15 protein-coding genes and 1 tRNA gene are annotated in these 17125 nt (G+C 57.7%); 2 read left to right on the forward strand and 14 right to left on the reverse strand.

Annotated features, from left to right (window positions below):
* The 13 genes from pyrC to MWU49_RS04795 all read right to left on the reverse strand — a co-directional run bounded on the left by pyrC (position 1) and on the right by MWU49_RS04795 (position 13565).
* Positions 1–1035 (reverse strand): dihydroorotase, encoded by a 1035-nt coding sequence (gene pyrC / locus MWU49_RS04735; protein WP_246968816.1) that lies wholly within the window; start codon positions 1033–1035, stop codon positions 1–3.
* Between the two features lie 179 nt (positions 1036–1214).
* Entirely contained in the window at positions 1215–2513 is a 1299-nt protein-coding gene (locus MWU49_RS04740; RefSeq protein ID WP_246968818.1) for a sodium ion-translocating decarboxylase subunit beta, read from the reverse strand.
* A complete protein-coding gene (oadA, locus tag MWU49_RS04745) occupies positions 2506–4296 on the reverse strand; it encodes a sodium-extruding oxaloacetate decarboxylase subunit alpha (protein WP_246968820.1) in 1791 nt (596 codons plus the stop codon). The genes MWU49_RS04740 and oadA overlap by 8 nt, the downstream gene beginning before the upstream one ends.
* A gap of 13 nt (positions 4297–4309) precedes the next feature.
* Complete coding sequence (locus tag MWU49_RS04750; RefSeq protein WP_246968822.1) at positions 4310–4564, reverse strand: OadG family transporter subunit; 255 nt, start codon at positions 4562–4564, stop codon at positions 4310–4312.
* Between the two features lie 384 nt (positions 4565–4948).
* Positions 4949–5025: transfer RNA gene (locus MWU49_RS04755), tRNA-Arg, on the reverse strand.
* A gap of 94 nt (positions 5026–5119) precedes the next feature.
* The gene (bfr, locus tag MWU49_RS04760; RefSeq protein ID WP_246968824.1) at positions 5120–5599 is read right to left on the reverse strand and encodes a bacterioferritin; all 480 of its coding nucleotides are present in this window, start codon (positions 5597–5599) and stop codon (positions 5120–5122) included.
* A gap of 132 nt (positions 5600–5731) precedes the next feature.
* On the reverse strand, positions 5732–5962 hold the full coding sequence (locus MWU49_RS04765; protein WP_246968827.1) for a bacterioferritin-associated ferredoxin: 231 nt from the start codon (positions 5960–5962) through the stop codon (positions 5732–5734).
* A gap of 582 nt (positions 5963–6544) precedes the next feature.
* Positions 6545–7309, reverse strand: coding sequence for a hypothetical protein (locus tag MWU49_RS04770; protein WP_246968829.1), 765 nt, complete (start codon positions 7307–7309; stop codon positions 6545–6547).
* Positions 7310–8687: 1378 nt separating this feature from the next.
* The gene (gene adk, locus MWU49_RS04775; protein WP_246968832.1) at positions 8688–9344 is read right to left on the reverse strand and encodes an adenylate kinase; all 657 of its coding nucleotides are present in this window, start codon (positions 9342–9344) and stop codon (positions 8688–8690) included.
* A 270-nt stretch (positions 9345–9614) separates the two neighbouring features.
* On the reverse strand, positions 9615–10640 hold the full coding sequence (locus tag MWU49_RS04780; protein ID WP_246968835.1) for a cytochrome C biogenesis protein: 1026 nt from the start codon (positions 10638–10640) through the stop codon (positions 9615–9617).
* Positions 10637–11062 carry a cytochrome c-type biogenesis protein gene (locus tag MWU49_RS04785; RefSeq protein ID WP_246968837.1) on the reverse strand — a complete coding sequence of 142 codons (426 nt, stop codon included), beginning with the start codon at positions 11060–11062 and terminating at the stop codon, positions 10637–10639. Before MWU49_RS04785 ends, MWU49_RS04780 begins: the two co-directional genes overlap by 4 nt.
* Complete coding sequence (locus MWU49_RS04790) at positions 11059–11604, reverse strand: DsbE family thiol:disulfide interchange protein (protein WP_246968838.1); 546 nt, start codon at positions 11602–11604, stop codon at positions 11059–11061. The genes MWU49_RS04785 and MWU49_RS04790 overlap by 4 nt, the downstream gene beginning before the upstream one ends.
* Positions 11601–13565 (reverse strand): heme lyase CcmF/NrfE family subunit, encoded by a 1965-nt coding sequence (locus tag MWU49_RS04795; RefSeq protein WP_246968840.1) that lies wholly within the window; start codon positions 13563–13565, stop codon positions 11601–11603. Before MWU49_RS04795 ends, MWU49_RS04790 begins: the two co-directional genes overlap by 4 nt.
* Before the next feature lie 444 nt (positions 13566–14009).
* Between MWU49_RS04795 and fabA the strand changes: the two genes are divergently transcribed.
* Positions 14010–14570 carry a 3-hydroxyacyl-[acyl-carrier-protein] dehydratase FabA gene (gene fabA, locus MWU49_RS04800; protein ID WP_246968842.1) on the forward strand — a complete coding sequence of 187 codons (561 nt, stop codon included), beginning with the start codon at positions 14010–14012 and terminating at the stop codon, positions 14568–14570.
* Positions 14571–14579: 9 nt separating this feature from the next.
* On the forward strand, positions 14580–15794 hold the full coding sequence (gene fabB / locus MWU49_RS04805) for a beta-ketoacyl-ACP synthase I (protein WP_246968844.1): 1215 nt from the start codon (positions 14580–14582) through the stop codon (positions 15792–15794).
* Between the two features lie 93 nt (positions 15795–15887).
* Here the strand turns inward: fabB and MWU49_RS04810 are convergent, their stop codons facing one another.
* Entirely contained in the window at positions 15888–16943 is a 1056-nt protein-coding gene (locus MWU49_RS04810) for a porin (protein ID WP_246968846.1), read from the reverse strand.
* Between the last annotated feature and the right edge of the window lie 182 nt (positions 16944–17125).

The following is a 17125-nucleotide window of genomic DNA, read 5'->3' on the forward strand; positions in this document are numbered from 1 at the left end:
TCAGGCCAGAGACCAGGGCAGTTCCTGACCGGCATAGAACGGCACCATCGGTTCACCGGCGGCTTCGATCACTTCCGGTACCGCCCAGGGCTTGCGCACCAGGGTGACAGTGTCGGTGTGATGGGGCATGCGATAGAAGTCAGCGCCGAAACGGCTGGCAAAGCCTTCCAGCTTGTCCAGGGCATTGTGCTGCTCCAGGAAGCTGGCATACAGCGGCAAGGCAGCGCGGGCAGAGTAACAACCGGCGCAGCCACAGGCCGCCTCCTTCTTGCTGCGGGCATGGGGAGCCGAATCGGTGCCAAGGAAGAAGCGGTGATGCCCTTCCAGTACCGCCTGTTGAATGGCTTCCTGATGCTGGCGACGCTTTAGAATGGGCAAGCAGTAATTGTGCGGGCGCACCCCGCCCACCAGCATGTCGTTACGGTTCATCAGCAGATGCTGTGGGGTAATGGTGGCCGCCGTCAGATCATTCACTTCCTGAACAAAATGCACCGCTTCCGCGGTAGTCACGTGTTCAAAGACAATCCGCAGGGCAGAAAACTGACGACGGATGTCGTACAGGTAACGGTCGATGAAGATCTTTTCGCGATCAAAGATATCGATGTCTGCATCGGTCACCTCACCGTGCACCAGCAGCGGCACATCGTACTTCTCCATGGCTTCATACAGGTGGGTAATCTTGCCCGGATCCGTGACGCCGCTGTCTGAGTTGGTGGTGGCACCGGCAGGATAGAGTTTGAAGGCATGGACGAAGTCGCTTTCTGCGGCACGAGCCACTTCTTCCACCGGCGTGCTGTCGGTGAGGTAAAGCACCATGAGCGGCTCGAAGGTCACTCCGGCCGGCACCCGCTCCAGAATACGCTCACGGTAGGCCGCGGCTTCGGCCACGGTGGTTACCGGCGGCGTCAGGTTCGGCATGACAATGGCCCGACCAAATACATTCGCCGTGGCCGGCACGGTTTCCGCCAGCATCTCACCATCGCGGAAATGCAGATGCCAGTCGTCCGGGCGGAGAATCGTCAGGGAATCAGTCATGGGGTCACCTATTTGCCGATAGCAGTGCGGGTACAAAGGCGCACAGTGTAGCGCAAATCACGGTGTAAAGCGGCAGACAAGTACTTGGCGACACATCAAAACGCACCGAAAGAAGGAGAAGCGGGCGTTAAAAAAACGGAAGGGTGGCGGTGCCGGGCAGGCCGGCACCGCCCGGGGTATCAACCGGCGAAGTTGAGCAACACGCCAGCGGCAACCGCTGAGCCGATCACACCCGCCACATTGGGGCCCATGGCGTGCATCAGCAGGAAGTTGTGGGGATTGGACTCCAGCCCCACCTTGTTGGCCACCCGGGCAGCCATGGGTACGGCAGAGACACCGGCGGCACCAATGATGGGATTGACCGGGTGATGGCTGAAACGATTGAGCAGCTTGCCCATCAGCACCCCAGTGGCGGTACCGATCATGAAGGCGGCCAGACCCAGTGCAAGAATCCCCAGGGTTTCCACCACCAGGAACTTTTCTGCGCTGAGCTTGGAGCCCACCGCCAGGCCCAACATGATGGTTACCACATTGATCAGGGCGTTGCTGGTGGTATCCACCAGACGATTCACCACACCGGATTCCTTCATCAAGTTACCGAAGCAGAACATGCCCAGCAGCGGCGCCGCATCCGGCAACACCAGCGCCACAAGAATCAGCAACAGCACCGGGAACAGAATCTTCTCCACCTGGCTCACCGGGCGCAGCTGTTCCATCTTGATCTTGCGTTCGCTCTCATTGGTCAGCGCACGAATGATCGGCGGCTGGATGATCGGCACCAGCGCCATGTAGGAATAGGCCGCCACGGCAATGGCACCGAGCAGTTCCGGGGCCAGCTTGGTGGTCACATAGATGGAGGTCGGGCCGTCCGCGCCACCGATAATGCCGATGGCCGCCGCATCCTGCAGACTGAAATCCAGCCCCAGCCAGTTCAACGCCAGCGCCCCCAGCAGGGCGGCAAAGATGCCGAACTGGGCAGCTGCACCCAGCAACAGGGTACGCGGGTTGGCCAGCAGCGGACCGAAGTCAGTCATGGCGCCCACGCCCATGAAGATCAGCAGCGGGAAGATGCCGGTGGTCAGACCTGCGGTGTAGATCAGGTACAGGATACCGTCACCGTAGTTGGCCTTGACCGCCAGATAGTGCAGCTGGTCGTGGATTGCCGGGCCCGCCGCTTCGGCAGCCTTGTAGAGGGCCTGACGGCCAGCATCCACATCCATGCCCAGCACCTGGGCCATGCTGGCCAGCAGGTTTTGATCACCGAAATGCAGCGCCTGGCTGATGGCGGATTCCGCCAGACCAGCCATGGGAATGTTGGCGAGAATGCCGCCAAAGCCGATCGGCAGCAGCAACAGCGGTTCGAACTTCTTGTGCACCGCCAGCCACAGCAGTCCCAGGCACACCACCATCATGATCAGCTGACCGCTGCTCATGTGGTACAGGCCCGTGCTTAGCCACAGGGTTTCCAGTTTATCCATGGGCCGGCTCCACAGTCAGCAGGGTCTGGCCAACGGTAACGGCATCGCCTTCCTTGACCAGCACTTCGGTAACGATACCGGCTTCCGGAGTAGACACGTCGGTCTCCATTTTCATGGCTTCCAGCACCATGATCTTCTGACCTTCGGCAATACGGTCTCCCGGCTTCACCAGTACCTTGAAGATATTGCCTGCCAGCGGGGCCGGTACCGGCATGCTGTTGGCGGGGTCGCCCACTACTGGTGCAGCCGGGGCCGGGGCGGATCCGCCACCAATGGACTTGATGCCGGTAACATCACCGCCATCGCTCACTTTCACGGTGTACTGCTTGCCATCCACATCTACCGTGTAGACGCCTTCGCTGTTGGCCGCGGCTACTGGTGCAGCCGCACCGGTGGGCACCGGTTCAAAGGCTGACGCATCACCACGCTTCTCCAGGAAGCGCAGGCCGATTTGCGGGAACAAGGCGTAGGTGAGCACGTCATCATCACGATGCTCGCCTTCAGACAGGCTCAGACCTTTCTCGCTGGCCAGCCCGGCCACTTCCTCGCGCAGGCTGTCCATTTCATTATCGATCAGGTCCGCAGGACGACAGGTCACCGGCTCATCACCATTCAGGGCTCGGGCCTGCAGCTCGCTGTTGAAGTCGGCCGGTGCGGCGCCGTATTCACCGCGCAGCACGCCCTGGGTTTCCTTGCTGAGCACCTTGTAGCGCTCGCCGGACAGCACGTTCAATACCGCCTGGGTGCCAACAATCTGGGAGGTCGGGGTGACCAACGGGATGTAGCCAAGATCCTTGCGTACCGCCGGAATTTCTTCCAGCACGTCATCGAAACGATCCGCGGCACCCTGCTCTTTCAGCTGGCTTTCCATGTTGGTGAGCATGCCGCCCGGCACCTGGGCCACCAGGATACGGGCGTCTACACCACGCAGACTGCCTTCGAACTGTGCGTACTTCTTGCGCACGTCACGGAAGTAACTGGCGATATTGTTCAGTTTCTTCAGGTCCAGACCGGTATCGCGGTCGGTGCCTTCCAGCATGGCGACCACGGACTCGGTGGGGCTGTGGCCATACGTCATGGACATGGAAGAAATGGCGGTGTCCACATTGTCGATACCCGCTTCGGCCGCTTTCAGCGCGGTGGCGGTGGACAGGCCGGTGGTGGCGTGACACTGCATGTGGACCGGAATGGTCAGGGCCGCCTTCAGGCGACTAACCAGTTCAAAGGCGTCATTGGGACGCAGCAGGCCAGCCATGTCCTTGATGGCCACAGAGTGTGCGCCCATCTGCTCGATCACCTTGCCCTGCTCTACCCACATATCCATGGTATGCACCGGGCTCACGGTATAGGCGATGGTGCCCTGGGCATGCTTGCCCTGCTTCACGACGGCAGCAATGGCACGCTCGATGTTACGCATGTCATTCATGGCATCGAACACCCGGAACACATCCACGCCATTTTCCGCGGCACGCTCAACAAACGCATCCACAACGTCATCGGCATAGTGGCGGTAACCCAGCAGGTTCTGGCCACGCAGCAGCATCTGCTGAGGAGTGTTCGGCATGGCCTGCTTCAGCTCGCGGATACGCTCCCAGGGATCTTCGCCCAGATAACGGATACAGGCGTCAAAGGTGGCGCCGCCCCAGGACTCCAGAGACCAGAAGCCGATTTCGTCCAGCTCGGCAGCAATCGGCAGCATGTCGTCCAGACGCATACGGGTTGCAAACAGGGACTGGTGCGCATCGCGGAGCACCACATCGGTGATGCCAAGTTTCTTACTCATGATGATTTCCGGATTATGACTGGGAAGACTGGCGATGCTGACGCACGGCCTGTTCGATGGCTTTGATCACCGCAGCGGAAGGTACATCCGTTGCAGTGGATACCGGAGTAGCAGCAGCCGCTGCTACCGGGGCGACCGGGGCTTTTCCAAAACGCTGAACCAGCGCTGACATCAAGGTGGTGATTCCCACCAGGACGACCAGAAAAACAAACACCACCCCCATGCCGACCAGCATGAGCTCGAGGCCCTGGGACATCAGTGGGTCCATGGAACACTCCTATCTAACGGTTCCGTTAGCGGTTAGTCACCCGCAGGCGCGGAGCAAAGGCCTGTGGCCAATACACCAATCACGTGGCGGGTCTTGCGGATTCACTTCTGTGATTGCGCGGAATGTAAGCGGATTGTCGACAATGCGCAATGGGACGACAGTAGTAGCGTCATGACGTTTTGGTGGTTTTTATCAATACACAGTGCTGGCGCCCGCCAGCAGTGCAAATCCGGCGCACAGCATCGGTTCAGAACGACAAGAACAGCCGCAAACGCCCCGTTTAACGTCAGGAATAAACAACAAGGAAAGAAAATTGTGCGGAGAAAAATTGATGTAGCCCAGAAACAGAAAAGGGCCTGCATCTCTGCAAGCCCTTCGTCTGTATGGCGCGCTGGGGAGGAGTCGAACCCCCGACCTTCTGGTTCGTAGCCAGATGCTCTATCCAGCTGAGCTACCAGCGCTTTTTCATCTCGTTGCTGTATCGCCCCGAGAGGCTGCGCATTATTCCGAAACGCTCTCGGGGAGTCAAGCGCTTATCGCTCAAAAGTTCAGCAATCAGTCATCTTCTGGTTCAATTTGTTTTTGCAGGTAGTTTTCGATGCCTACCAGGTCGATCAGGTTGAGCTGGGTTTCCAGCCAATCGATGTGTTCTTCCTCGGATTCGAGGATGCGATTAAGCAGATCCCGGGACACGTAATCCTGAATGGATTCGCAATAGGCGATCCCCTCACGCAGGTCAGGAACCGCAATTTTTTCCAGCTTGAGGTCACACTCGAGCATCTCTTTGGTGTTTTCACCAATCATCAACTTGCCCAGGTCCTGCAGATTGGGCATGCCTTCGAGAAACAGGATTCGGTCTACCAGCCAGTCCGCATGCTTCATCTCATCGATGGACTCGTGGTATTCCTTTTCGTAGAGCGCGTGCAGGCCCCAATCCTTGTACATCTTGGCATGCAGGAAGTACTGGTTAATGGCTACAAGCTCGTTACCGAGTGCCCGATTCAGGTACTCAATGGCCTTGGCGTCGCCTTTCATGGGGTTTCTCCATCCGTTGAACTAGGGAAGCTGACAGGCCCCTATTGTTCAGGATGAAGCCCCTGTTAACAAGGCAGAATGGGGGAGAAAAAACGCATTGAATACAATCAGTTATCGAAATGAGAACGATTGTTATGCCGGTTGCGGCCAGAACATGACCGGTTCCGCTGTGGAATGGGAGAAAGAGGTCGCCTGGCTTGCGCTACGGGCCTCACGCAGTTCCTGACGGGCGTGACGGGCACACTTGCCACACTGACTTCCAACCCCAAGTTCCCGACGAAGATCACGCAGGCTGTCGCAGCCATTTTCGACCGCTTCCCGTATTTGGTTGTCAGTGATGCCCTTGCAGATACAAACGTACATACGCCATTCCTCAATCTCTGGGAATGATGCTAACCCTAACGCGAATCATTATCAACAACTTTTATGATTACACTCCCGGCTCCTTCTCCCTCCTCCCTACACCTGCGGGAAAAGCGATTTCCACCGCTGAGCACACAGAGTTCACTGAGATATGACACCGGGCTTCGCCAGTGGCTCTGCTGCCCGGAGAAGCACGCATCCCTGATTGATGTGGAAACCGACAACTGACACCAACCGGGCAGACAAGGGGGGGATCTTTGGCAGGAGTGCCTTACTGCGCCTCTCCGCTGAAGTCACACCCGATTGACGGTTTTTACCTTGCGCGTGTTGCCTGTTGCGGCCGCAGAGTGGCCAGGATTGGCCGAAGGTGATTTTCTATCTTGATGGGGGGGCGTGCTGGAAAACGGAGCCTTTCCCATCCACGATCACAACTACCTCGCATGAAGGCATCCGGTAAAGGGCACCGATGCGGTTCTCACGGATTTGCATGCTGCGCGTTGCATGAAGCGTGATGCAGCCGCAGAGCGGCCCACAAAAAAGCCCCGCAGAGCGGGGCTTTCCTTGCCATATCCTGAAAAGAAATCAGGAAGAGGCTTTCGCCTTGGGTGCACGCTTGGCAGCTGCCTTTTTCTTGGCAGGAGCCTTGCGAGTGGCGGCTTTCTTCTTGGTAGTAGCTTTCTTGGCAGCGGCCTTCTTCTTGGCCGGCGCCTTGCTAGTGGTAGCCTTCTTTGCTGCCGCCTTCTTGCGCTTCGGTGCAGCAGATTTCTTCTTGGCAGCGCGCTTGGCCTTGGCCGCTTCACGCTTGGCTGCTGCCTTGGCCTTGGCTTCCGCCTTCTTCTGCTCAGCTTTCACTTTCTTGGCCAGTTTGCGCTCATGCTCACGCAGCTTGGCTTTCATGTTGCGCTCTGCAGTACGCAGCTTTTTCAGCTCGCGAGCCACAACTTTCTTGGCGGCCTGGATTTCGGCACGGATCAGTTTGGCTTCCGCGCGGATATCCTGCAGCTTGAGGCGAAGGGTGTTCAGTTTGCCACGTGCGGTATCAACAGCACGCTTGGCTGCAGCGGTAGGCTTGGCTTTTGCCTTGTCACGCTTGGCAGCGGTATCGGTGCGCAATTTGGCCAGTTTGGCATTTTCGCCATCGACCTTGGCACGGTGCTTGTCCAGTTTGGTCTCAGCCTGGGCGACTTTTTTCTGTGCCTGATCCACTGCCTTCTGCTGCAGTTTCACTTTGGCTTCAGCATTAGTCACAGACTTCGGCAGGGCCGGAGCCTTGGCCGCTGCAGTTTTCTTTGCTGCTGGTTTACGAGCCGCAGTTTTTTTTGCGGCGGCTTTTTTTGCTCGAGCCATGATTGATCTCCTAAGCTATAGCGTTGTCATCATTACTGCGACAAGAGAAAAATAGCATAAAAAAAATTCGGGTGGTACATTATTTGATCAATTCAATTTTCATTTTTCGTTCTGTTAATTTTTTTCACCACCCTTCCCTGCTTTTCTGAATTTTATTCTCCAGAAATCAGGCCTGATTTATTCATCCGCTACCCGGAAAAATGGCACCGTCTTTCGTCATTATTTTTGCCTCAGTCATAACACCTGGCGCTCCATTGCTTTTCAGAAAAGACGGCTTGGCGACCGCTATTTTCCTCGCAAAGGCATAAAAGGCCTGACACTTTTGAAAATAACAGGGGCCATCACGGGATCGTTGAGGATGGATATGCCTGATCATCCACTCCCGCCCGTACAACGCACAGATAATCATCTTTCTTCCTTCAACGATTAACCAACGCCAATGCGCAAGGTGACAAACCGGTATCAGCCCAGCCCGTTATAAAGTGGAGTCAGTAATGGAAAATTCGCGCGCAAAAATGAGAAAACAAACGCGGGAAACAGGGTAACGGGAGCTGCAGCATGTCCCGAAATGAGTAGAATGGTGACAATGCTCAACCAGAAAAGCTCCACTCCGCCCCCAGTTCTGGCTGAAAAAAAAGAGGAGCAGCCATCATCCAGGGCGGCAGAATGCTTCGTGATCAGACCTCGCTAAACGATCAGGTTCATCTCTGGTGAGCGGGAAACTCGATTATTCAGGTTTCCCCGAATACCCCGAATTTGCCCCACCAGTGCCAGATTGCCAGAGGCCCTAACACGCCAAATGAACCCACACGAAATGACTCCGCATCTCTCAGGCCTGCTGCTTCTTGAGAATCCTGCCTGGTTTTAGCAAGCCGAAAACGAGAAAAGGATCACTGCGTACCACATGCGCAAAGAGACGCACCTCCCTCTCTTCCTGCCAGACCTGCCAACCGCGACAACAGATCTATCTTGTGCGGTGATTTCCAGGTGCAGGTCAAAGGCATACAGAGTTATCAAATCCTTTCGCGCTCCCACTGCATCCGTCTCTCCGAGGCCGCTCATTGTAGCGGCGGGAGCTCTCCATGCCCCTCAGGGTAGACTCAAGCGATGGAGACCCTGTTGAAAGGGAATCGCTTGCAGGCAAGCTCCCACAGGGGGGCAGCAGGTTGCCGCTTTATAGCCGCGTAGCGGCAAAAAAGGTTTATCGCTGATTAACGGGAAAAGGACAGGTCAGGATTGACCGAAGGCGGTTTTCGATTTTGATGACGGATTCGCCCGGCTTTGCGTGCCGCATATTGCGTGAAGCGTGTTGCAGCCGCAGAGCGGCCAAAAAAAAGGGAGGCCGAAGCCTCCCTTTTCTTGTTTACCTGGATCACTTTCAGCCTTTCAGGCCTGCCAGCACCCGGTCACGGATATCATCAACAGAACCGACACCGGCAACCCGCACATAGCGCGGCGCATTGGCTTCGCCCTTTTCGGCCAGTTCCTGGTAGAAATCGACCAGGGGACGGGTCTGGGCCTGGTACACTTCCAGACGCTTGCGTACGGTTTCTTCCTGATCATCATCACGTTGAACCAGCTCATCACCGGTTTCATCGTCCTTGCCCGCTTCCTTCGGCGGATTGTACTTCACGTGATAGACACGACCGGAGGCGGGGTGAACCCGGCGACCACTGAGACGCTCGATGATTTCTTCATCATCCACGTCGATTTCCACCACGTAATCGATGTCTACACCCTGCTCCACCAGCGCCTGAGCCTGGGGGATAGTGCGAGGAAAACCATCAAACAGGAAACCCGCGGCGCAATCACTCTCGGCGATACGCTCTTTCACCAGGCCCAGGATGATGTCGTCGGAGACGAGGCCACCGGCATCCATCACTTTCTTGGCTTCCAGACCCAGCGGTGTTCCTGCCTTGACCGCAGCACGCAGCATGTCACCGGTGGAAATCTGAGGAATACCAAACTGTTCCTTGATGAACTGCGCCTGGGTGCCCTTGCCCGCACCGGGAGCACCAAGCAGGATGACACGCATAGGATTCTCCATCTTTCTGTGATTCAGAAGAGGCAACGTTCTGCCCTCGTCCCTTTCTAGCAGCCCTGCCCGGCGTACCAGCTTGCCCCAAATGCCCGAAAACAAAGGGCTAGCGGGCAAAAACAGCCACTCGGCAGCTTCATGATAGAGACGAAAACAGACCCCAAGGGCCTCCGAAGGGGTGCAACTTTACCTTGAGGCCCGTTTCTCCACAAGGGACGGCGCGTGCGACCTAGGTCGCACGCACACATTTTGCATCAATGACAGGGGTTATTGCGCTGACAGGGTCAGAGACACAGGCGTTTGCTGGGGGAGGGACAACGGCACAGGCCCTGCACCAATCATCGCCTGGTCCACGGCAGCACCGGGGGCCGGGGTATAGCGGGCGCCGATCACCAGATCGGTATCCTCTGATGGATAGGCCTGCAGCCAGTTCTCTGCACTGAGGCTGACCGTTGCCGGGAATGCCGGAACCACCTGCCGCCGGGCGGCCAACGGCTGCCCACTGCTGCCCTGCTCACGAATATAGACAAACAGGGTCCCACCGGCCGGCAGGTTGTTGCCACTCACCTCAGCACTGAGTGAGGCAAAGACGCCTTGGCGGGCCTTCTGCATGCGGGAGTTCTCCAGCCCACGGCGCAGCAGATCACCGGTTTCCCCATTCTCGTGACGACTGAGCAACGATTCCCAGCCTGAGATGGCAACATCGAACTGCCCGGCCCGGTCAGCGGACATGGTCAGCAGCATCCAGGCTCCATCGTGGGTCGGCTCGCGATCCAGCACCCACTGAATCTCTTCCCGAGCGGGCTCGTTTAGTTTGCCCCCCGCTTTCTCAATCAGCGCCCGGGCCAGCAACAGATGCGAGGTGGTGGATTGCGGATCAAGTGCAAGGGACTTCCGCGCCGCTTCTTCTGTCTGGGCCGGCGCCCCCAGCTGATCGTAGAGGCTACCCAGCGCAAACCAGCCGGTGGCGGAGGGCGTGCGGGAAAGCTGGGACTGGAGCACTCGCGCCATGGCGCCGGCAGGGATCTCTGCCGCTGCCATGTCCGGGGCCCTGCCCGCCACAATGGCGCGGGCCGCATCACCATAGCTTTCCTGATGCTCCAGCCAGGCGACGGTGTGTTCATTTTTTCCCACCAGCAGGTAGCCGGCTACCGCCAGCACCATCACGATCAGGGGAATACCAATCCCGCCTGAGGTGGGTCGTCCGGCGCGACGGGCTTCCCGGCGCCACTGCCACCACAGGGAAGCGCCAAGCAGTAACAGCACCACCGCTGCCGCCAACATCCACATCATGGTGCATCCCCCTGGTTACTGTCGTTCTCATCTGCCCGGGCACTGGCTTTGCGCAGCAGAAAAATGATCAAGGTCCCCCCTCCCAGCAACATCAGCAAGGGGATCAGCCACAGCACCGACGTCTGGGCGTTGACCGGCGGGCGATAGCTGACAAAGTCACCAAAGCGCGAACGGAAATAATCCACGATTTCCGCATCGCTCTTGCCTTCCAGAATCATGCTGTGGACACGATCGCGCATATCCTGGGCCAGCTCGGCGTCGGAATCAGCAATGCTCTGATTCTGGCATTTGGGGCAGCGCAACTCTTCCGCCAGGACACGGAAACGTGCTTCCTGCTGCTCATTCTCAAATTGATAGACATCGATTGCCGCCATGGCCTGAAGCGGCAGCAACACCAGCAACACTACTCTCAGCAGGGTCATGCATCACCTCCACCGGTGTTGCTGGACGGCAGCAGGGGAAGAAACTTTTCCTTCCATACCCGCGCGTTGAGATCACCGGCATGACGCAACACGATTTCACCTTGCGGGTTGATCAAGAAAGTTTCCGGTGCGCCATAGACACCCAGATCCAGGCCCAGCTGGCCATCCTGATCCACGATCACATGGGTAAAGGGATTGCCCATGTTGGCCAGGTAGTCCCGTGCCGCCGGTAGCTCATCCTTGTAATTGAGGCCGGTAATCGGCACGCCCTGGGCAGCCAGCGTCAGCAGGTAGGGGTGCTCGATGTGGCAGGTCGGGCACCAGGTTGCCCATACGTTAAGCAACTGCCAGCGTCCGGTCAGGGATTGCTCGGTAAAGGTTTCCTCGGTGAGCAGCGAGGGCAGCGTAAAACCGGGCACCGGCTTGCCGACCAGCGCCGACGGCAGCTCCTGCGGATCACGTCCGAGACCACTGGCCAGCACGACTGCCAGCAACACAAAGCCGGCGAGCGGCAGAAATACCCAGGGGGAATTGGCTTTCATTGGGCCTCTCCGGTTTGCGGGGTTGCGAATTTCTGGCGGCGGTAGCGCTTGTCAGACAAAGCCAGCGCTCCGCCAAGGGCCATGATCAAGGCGCCCAGCCAGATCCAGCGGATACCGGGTTTGAAGTAGATCCGTACCGCCCAGGCATCGCCACTCTCCAGCGGCTCTCCCATGGCCACGTACAGGTCTCGCCAGAAGCCGGCATCAATGGCGGCTTCTGTCATCACCTGACGGCTGGCATGGTAGGTCCGTTTTTCCGGATTAAGGCGCCCCACAGGCTCATCCTGCCAGAACACATCGAAGTGACCGCGAGTGGAATCGAAATTGGGACCCCGATACTCATCGAGGCTGTCGAACACAAACCGGTAATCGCCAAGCTGCACTTCATCCCCCGGCGCCATGCGGATATCCCGCTCCACCTCGTGGAAGCTGACCAGGGCAATGCCAGCCACCATGACCGCCAGGCCGCAGTGGGCAATCACCATACCCCAGTAACTACGGGCCAGCTTGCGCATCCCGGCGACCAGTCCCACCCCGTAGGCACTGGCGCGACGCAACACATCATCGCCATGGGCCAGAATCAGATAGACCGCCAGCATCATCGCCAGCACACCCTGCCAGGGTGACGGCTCGGGAATGCGGGCACCGAACCAGCCGGCAATCATCGCCGCCGGCAACAGCAGCGCAATACGCCGGATCAGGGTATTGCCATCCTGTCGCTTCCAGTTGCTGAACACTCCCGGAACCAGCAGCAGGATCAGTACGAAAGTCAGCGGCACGAAAAAGCCATTGAAGTACGGGCTGCGGATGGAGATCTTCAGGTCCATCCATTCAAAGAACAACGGCGCGATAGTGCCCACCAGCACCACCGCCATGGCGGTGAGCAGCAGCAGGTTGTTGCCCAGCAGGAAGGCCTCGCGAGACAGCGGCTTGAAGCCACCATCGCTGCGCAGGGCAGAGGCGCGTACCGCGAACAGGGTCAGCGCCCCGCCAGCTACCACCACCAGGAAACCCAGAATAAAGGCACCGCGGGTGGGATCATTGGCGAAGGCATGCACCGAGGTGAGCACACCGGAGCGGACCAGGAAGGTCCCCAGCAGGCTCATGGAAAAGGTAATGATGGCCAACAACACCGTCCAGGCACGGAACAGATTGCGCTTTTCGCTCACCGCAAGGGAATGGATCAGTGCGGTACCGGCCAACCATGGCATCAGCGAGGCATTCTCCACCGGGTCCCAGAACCACCAGCCGCCCCAGCCTAGTTCGTAGTAGGCCCACCAGGAGCCAAGCGCGATGCCCACGGTCAAAAAACACCAGGCTACTGTGGTCCAGGGACGCGCCCAGCGGGCCCAGGCCGGATCCAGGTTACCGGCCAGCAGGCCGGCCACAGCAAAGGCGAAAGCCACCGAAAAGCCCACGTAGCCCATATAGAGCATGGGCGGATGGACAATCAGCCCCGGGTCCTGCAGTAGCGGATTCAGATCCGCACCGTCCAGAGGGAACCAGGGTAAGGTGCGATCAAACGGGTTGGATGTGAGCAGCATGAACAACAGAAAGCCCACCGCAATCATGCCCATCACCGCCAGCACCCGGGACACCATCTCCTGGGGAACACTGCGACTCAGCCAGCCCACCATGGCGGCCCAGGATGACAGCAGCCAGCCCCACAACAGCAGCGAGCCTTCGTGGCCGCCCCAGATCGCCGAGATCCGATACCCCAGCGGCAAGGCCGAGTTACTGTGATTGGCCACATAACTGACCGAGAAATCATTGATATAGAAGCTGTAACCCAGCGCAATCATGGCCACAGTCATCGCCAGCCACTGCACCCAGGCCAGCGGCCGGGCATACCATTGCCAGGCGGCAATACCACGGGATATCCCCACCAGCGGGAAGACGGATAAACACAGGGCGGCGGCCAATGCCAACCACAGGGACAGGTGCCCAATTTCTGCTGCCACGAAAGCTCCTCGGTTTGTTAAGCCGGCGCAAGGCCTTGCCAGACCGCATTGTGCGCTGCGCGCATAGCATCTTTAGATGGTTGGCCAATTGCAAGTCTGTGACCAAATTGATTGGGGCCGTGGCGGGGTTATCTCCGGGAATCCCCGGAATCGATCTAAACAGCCTCCCCCTTATTCGTTTCCCTTTGACCTTGCCGGTTAGCGCTGTCACCAACACCATTTTGAAGAAACGACAAACGACCCCAAATTATCGCTGAACAGGTGTGACAACCGTCTTTTCTGTCCGTTCATCGGTCATTTTCGGTAAAGCGGCCCTTCCGACATATTTTGAGACGCTTGCTATTCGTATGCTTTCACCTGCCTTTGTTAGTATCAGCCCCAATCCTGAGGTCAGGCTGTCACCGGGCCGAAGGAAAAACGACATAAATCATCCATATACTCGGAATGCGCCGCCCTGGCCTTCATGGAGTAAATATCTTGAGCACTGCAACAGAAAAGAAGACTTCCTACGATCGCGACGACCTGCTGGCCTGCGCCCATGGCGAATTGTTTGGCCCAGGTAACGCACGTCTGCCTTTGCCCAACATGCTGATGATGGACCGTATCGTTCATATCAGCGACCAGGGCGGCAAGTATGGCAAGGGCGAAATCATTGCCGAACTGGATGTCCATCCGGATCTCTGGTTCTTCCAGTGCCACTTCGAATCCGATCCGGTAATGCCCGGCTGCCTGGGCCTGGATGCCACCTGGCAGCTGCTGGGCTTTTTCCTCGGTCGTGAAGGCCACCCGGGGCGTGGCCGCGCGCTGGGCGTGGGCAATGTGAAATTTACCGGGCAAATCCTGCCCACCGCCAAAAAAGTGACCTATCGCCTGGACGTGAAAAGGGTCATCACCCGCAAACTTATCCTCGGTATTGCCGACGCCACAGTGGAAGTGGACGGTCGCGAAATCTACGTTGCAGATGATCTGCGAGTGGGTCTGTTCACTTCCACCGATGGATTCTAGGAGCAAAACATGCGCCGTGTAGTGATTACAGGCATGGGCATTGTGTCCTGTCTGGGCAACGACGCCGAGAGTGTCACCCAATCCCTGAAGGAAGGCCGTTCCGGCATTCGTTTCAATGAAACCTACAAGGAAATGGGCATGCGCAGTCAGGTGGCTGGCGTTCCCGAGATCAACCTTGAAGATTTCATCGACCGCAAGGCCCGCCGTTTCATGGGTGATTCCGCTGCCTACGCTTATGTGGCCATGCAGCAGGCCATCGCCGATGCCGGTCTCAGCGAAGAAGAAGTGAGTAACGAGCGCACCGGCCTGATTGCCGGCTCCGGCGGTCACTCCTCCCTGAACCAGGTGGAAGCCGCTGATATCGCCCGCAGCCGTGGCGTCAAGCGTGTGGGTCCCTACATGGTGCCACGCATCATGGCATCTACCGTATCTGCCGGCCTGGCCACCCCCTTCAAGATCAAGGGCGTGAACTACTCCATCACCTCAGCCTGTGCTACCAGCGCTCACTGTATCGGCAACGCCGTGGAACAGATCCAGATGGGCAAGCAGGATCGGGTATTTGCCGGTGGTGGTGAAGAAGAGCATTGGGCATTGAGCTGCCTTTTCGATGCCATGGGCGCCCTGTCCAGCAAATACAACGACACTCCGGAAAAGGCCTCCCGTGCCTACGACGCCAACCGTGATGGCTTTGTCATCGCCGGTGGCGGCGGCATGGTGGTGGTAGAAGATCTGGAAACCGCGCTGGCTCGCGGTGCCAAGATCTACGCTGAAGTCGTCGGTTACGGTGCCACCAGCGATGGCCATGACATGGTCGCGCCGAGCGGTGAAGGCGCTGCACGCTGCATGCGTCAGGCCATGGCAACCTACGAAGGCAAGGTGGATTACATCAACGCCCACGGCACCAGCACCCCGGTGGGTGATGTGGCCGAACTCAAAGCCGTGCGTGAAGTGTTCGGCGATAACTGCCCGGATATCGGTTCCACCAAGAGTCTGTCCGGCCACAGCCTGGGTGCCGCTGGCGTACAGGAAGCCATCTACTGCCTGTTGATGATGCAGCACGATTTCACTGCGCTCAGCGCCAACATCGAAACTCTCGATGAAAAGGCCGAGGGTCTGCCGGTGCTGGTAGAAGGCAAGAACCAGGGCCCGAAAGTTGTGATGAGCAACAGCTTCGGCTTTGGTGGTACCAATGCCAGCCTGCTGATGAAGAAATGGGAAGACTGAAAGAGCAATTAATAGTTAATAATTAACAGTTAATAGCTCAACAAAAAGCCCGGCAGTTGCCGGGCTTTTTGTTATTACACATGGTGCGAGTTGTCAGAACTTGTGCACCATACCGACGGAGAAGGCATTGCCGGATTCGTCCACGTCGTTGATGGTGCCGGCCGGATCGAACTCCGTATCAGAGGCGGATACCACAGCAAACGCAGTGGTCTGGTCTCCCAGCTTGTAATCTGTACCCAGGGCCACTACCTGGGTCTCCAGATCGAGATCGCTGCTGTCGAGAACAGCCAGCTGGGCTTTCACACCCAGACGCTCACTCAGTCCCAAACGTCCGCTGACCAGCCAGGACATCAAATCCTGCTCGTCAATCACACCATAGGGATCAAAGGATGCTTTCTCGGCAATCACACCCAGCTCTACGGAATCCGCTGGCTTGATGCCGAAAGTGGCGCGCAAGGCATTGTTATCGCCACCCAGGGTGGGACCACCGGCTATACCCAACTCGTCGTAACTGCTCTCATATGCCAGGGCGGCATAGATGGCTCCGGTATCAAAGGTGGCCGAAGCCCCCCAGGTGTCGGCGAAACCGTCCTTGAGTTCATTGTCCGGACCCGGACCGACCACTTCACCTTCCCCTGGTGCGACCTGGGCGCGAATTGTGAGGCCACCAAAGTCCGGGCTTTCCCAGTTCAGGGTATTGTCGTTACGGTTCTGGGTGATAAAGACCACTTCCATATCCGCGACGGTTTCATTGAACTGGTCAATCCAGCCTTCCGCATCCTTCACCACGCTGTCAAAGCGGCCAGCGAAGATTTTACCGGCGGGGGTATTCAGACCGAGAAAACTGTTACGGGTACTGAAAGTCGACGAGGAATCCCCATCCACGTCATAACCGGCTTCGTACTGATAAATGACCGAGATATTATCGAAATCCAGCGGCTCTTCACCACGGACACCCAGACGGGAACTGTTGCTGGACACAAACCAGGCATCAGACAGATCATCCTGCGCATCAAAGACCAACGGATTTGCGGGGTAATCACTGGTCTTGTCCACACTCAGTGCAATCTTGCCGTAAAAGACAGGGGCCGCCTGGGCAGCGACCGGCAACGACGCTGCAACAGCCAACGCAAGCAAATGCTTTTTCATTTTTTTCTCCTGACAGATAACTCCTCAAACGCTATCGCAATATATGACCATTTAGTGACAGCAACAAGGGAGCCAGAAGGATAGGCAGGTACGAGCTATGAAAAAAGAATATCGGGTTTGATTCACTGCAAGCGACGCCTTCAGATGTGCTCGCGTGAAGCGTGACGCATGCTGGCATGGCG

Origin of the sequence: Alcanivorax sp. S6407, from assembly GCF_023016115.1 — a bacterium.
Lineage (GTDB): Bacteria > Pseudomonadota > Gammaproteobacteria > Pseudomonadales > Alcanivoracaceae > Alcanivorax.

Coding starts and splice junctions, on each gene's coding strand:
- pyrC (WP_246968816.1), bottom strand. CDS start 1,035: ATGACTGATTCCCTGACGATTCTCCGCCCGGACGACTGGCATCTGCAT.
- MWU49_RS04740 (WP_246968818.1), bottom strand. CDS start 2,513: ATGGATAAACTGGAAACCCTGTGGCTAAGCACGGGCCTGTACCACATG.
- oadA (WP_246968820.1), bottom strand. CDS start 4,296: ATGAGTAAGAAACTTGGCATCACCGATGTGGTGCTCCGCGATGCGCAC.
- MWU49_RS04750 (WP_246968822.1), bottom strand. CDS start 4,564: ATGGACCCACTGATGTCCCAGGGCCTCGAGCTCATGCTGGTCGGCATG.
- bfr (WP_246968824.1), bottom strand. CDS start 5,599: ATGAAAGGCGACGCCAAGGCCATTGAGTACCTGAATCGGGCACTCGGT.
- MWU49_RS04765 (WP_246968827.1), bottom strand. CDS start 5,962: ATGTACGTTTGTATCTGCAAGGGCATCACTGACAACCAAATACGGGAA.
- MWU49_RS04770 (WP_246968829.1), bottom strand. CDS start 7,309: ATGGCTCGAGCAAAAAAAGCCGCCGCAAAAAAAACTGCGGCTCGTAAA.
- adk (WP_246968832.1), bottom strand. CDS start 9,344: ATGCGTGTCATCCTGCTTGGTGCTCCCGGTGCGGGCAAGGGCACCCAG.
- MWU49_RS04780 (WP_246968835.1), bottom strand. CDS start 10,640: ATGATGTGGATGTTGGCGGCAGCGGTGGTGCTGTTACTGCTTGGCGCT.
- MWU49_RS04785 (WP_246968837.1), bottom strand. CDS start 11,062: ATGACCCTGCTGAGAGTAGTGTTGCTGGTGTTGCTGCCGCTTCAGGCC.
- MWU49_RS04790 (WP_246968838.1), bottom strand. CDS start 11,604: ATGAAAGCCAATTCCCCCTGGGTATTTCTGCCGCTCGCCGGCTTTGTG.
- fabA (WP_246968842.1), top strand. CDS start 14,010: ATGCGCCGCCCTGGCCTTCATGGAGTAAATATCTTGAGCACTGCAACA.
- fabB (WP_246968844.1), top strand. CDS start 14,580: ATGCGCCGTGTAGTGATTACAGGCATGGGCATTGTGTCCTGTCTGGGC.
- MWU49_RS04810 (WP_246968846.1), bottom strand. CDS start 16,943: ATGAAAAAGCATTTGCTTGCGTTGGCTGTTGCAGCGTCGTTGCCGGTC.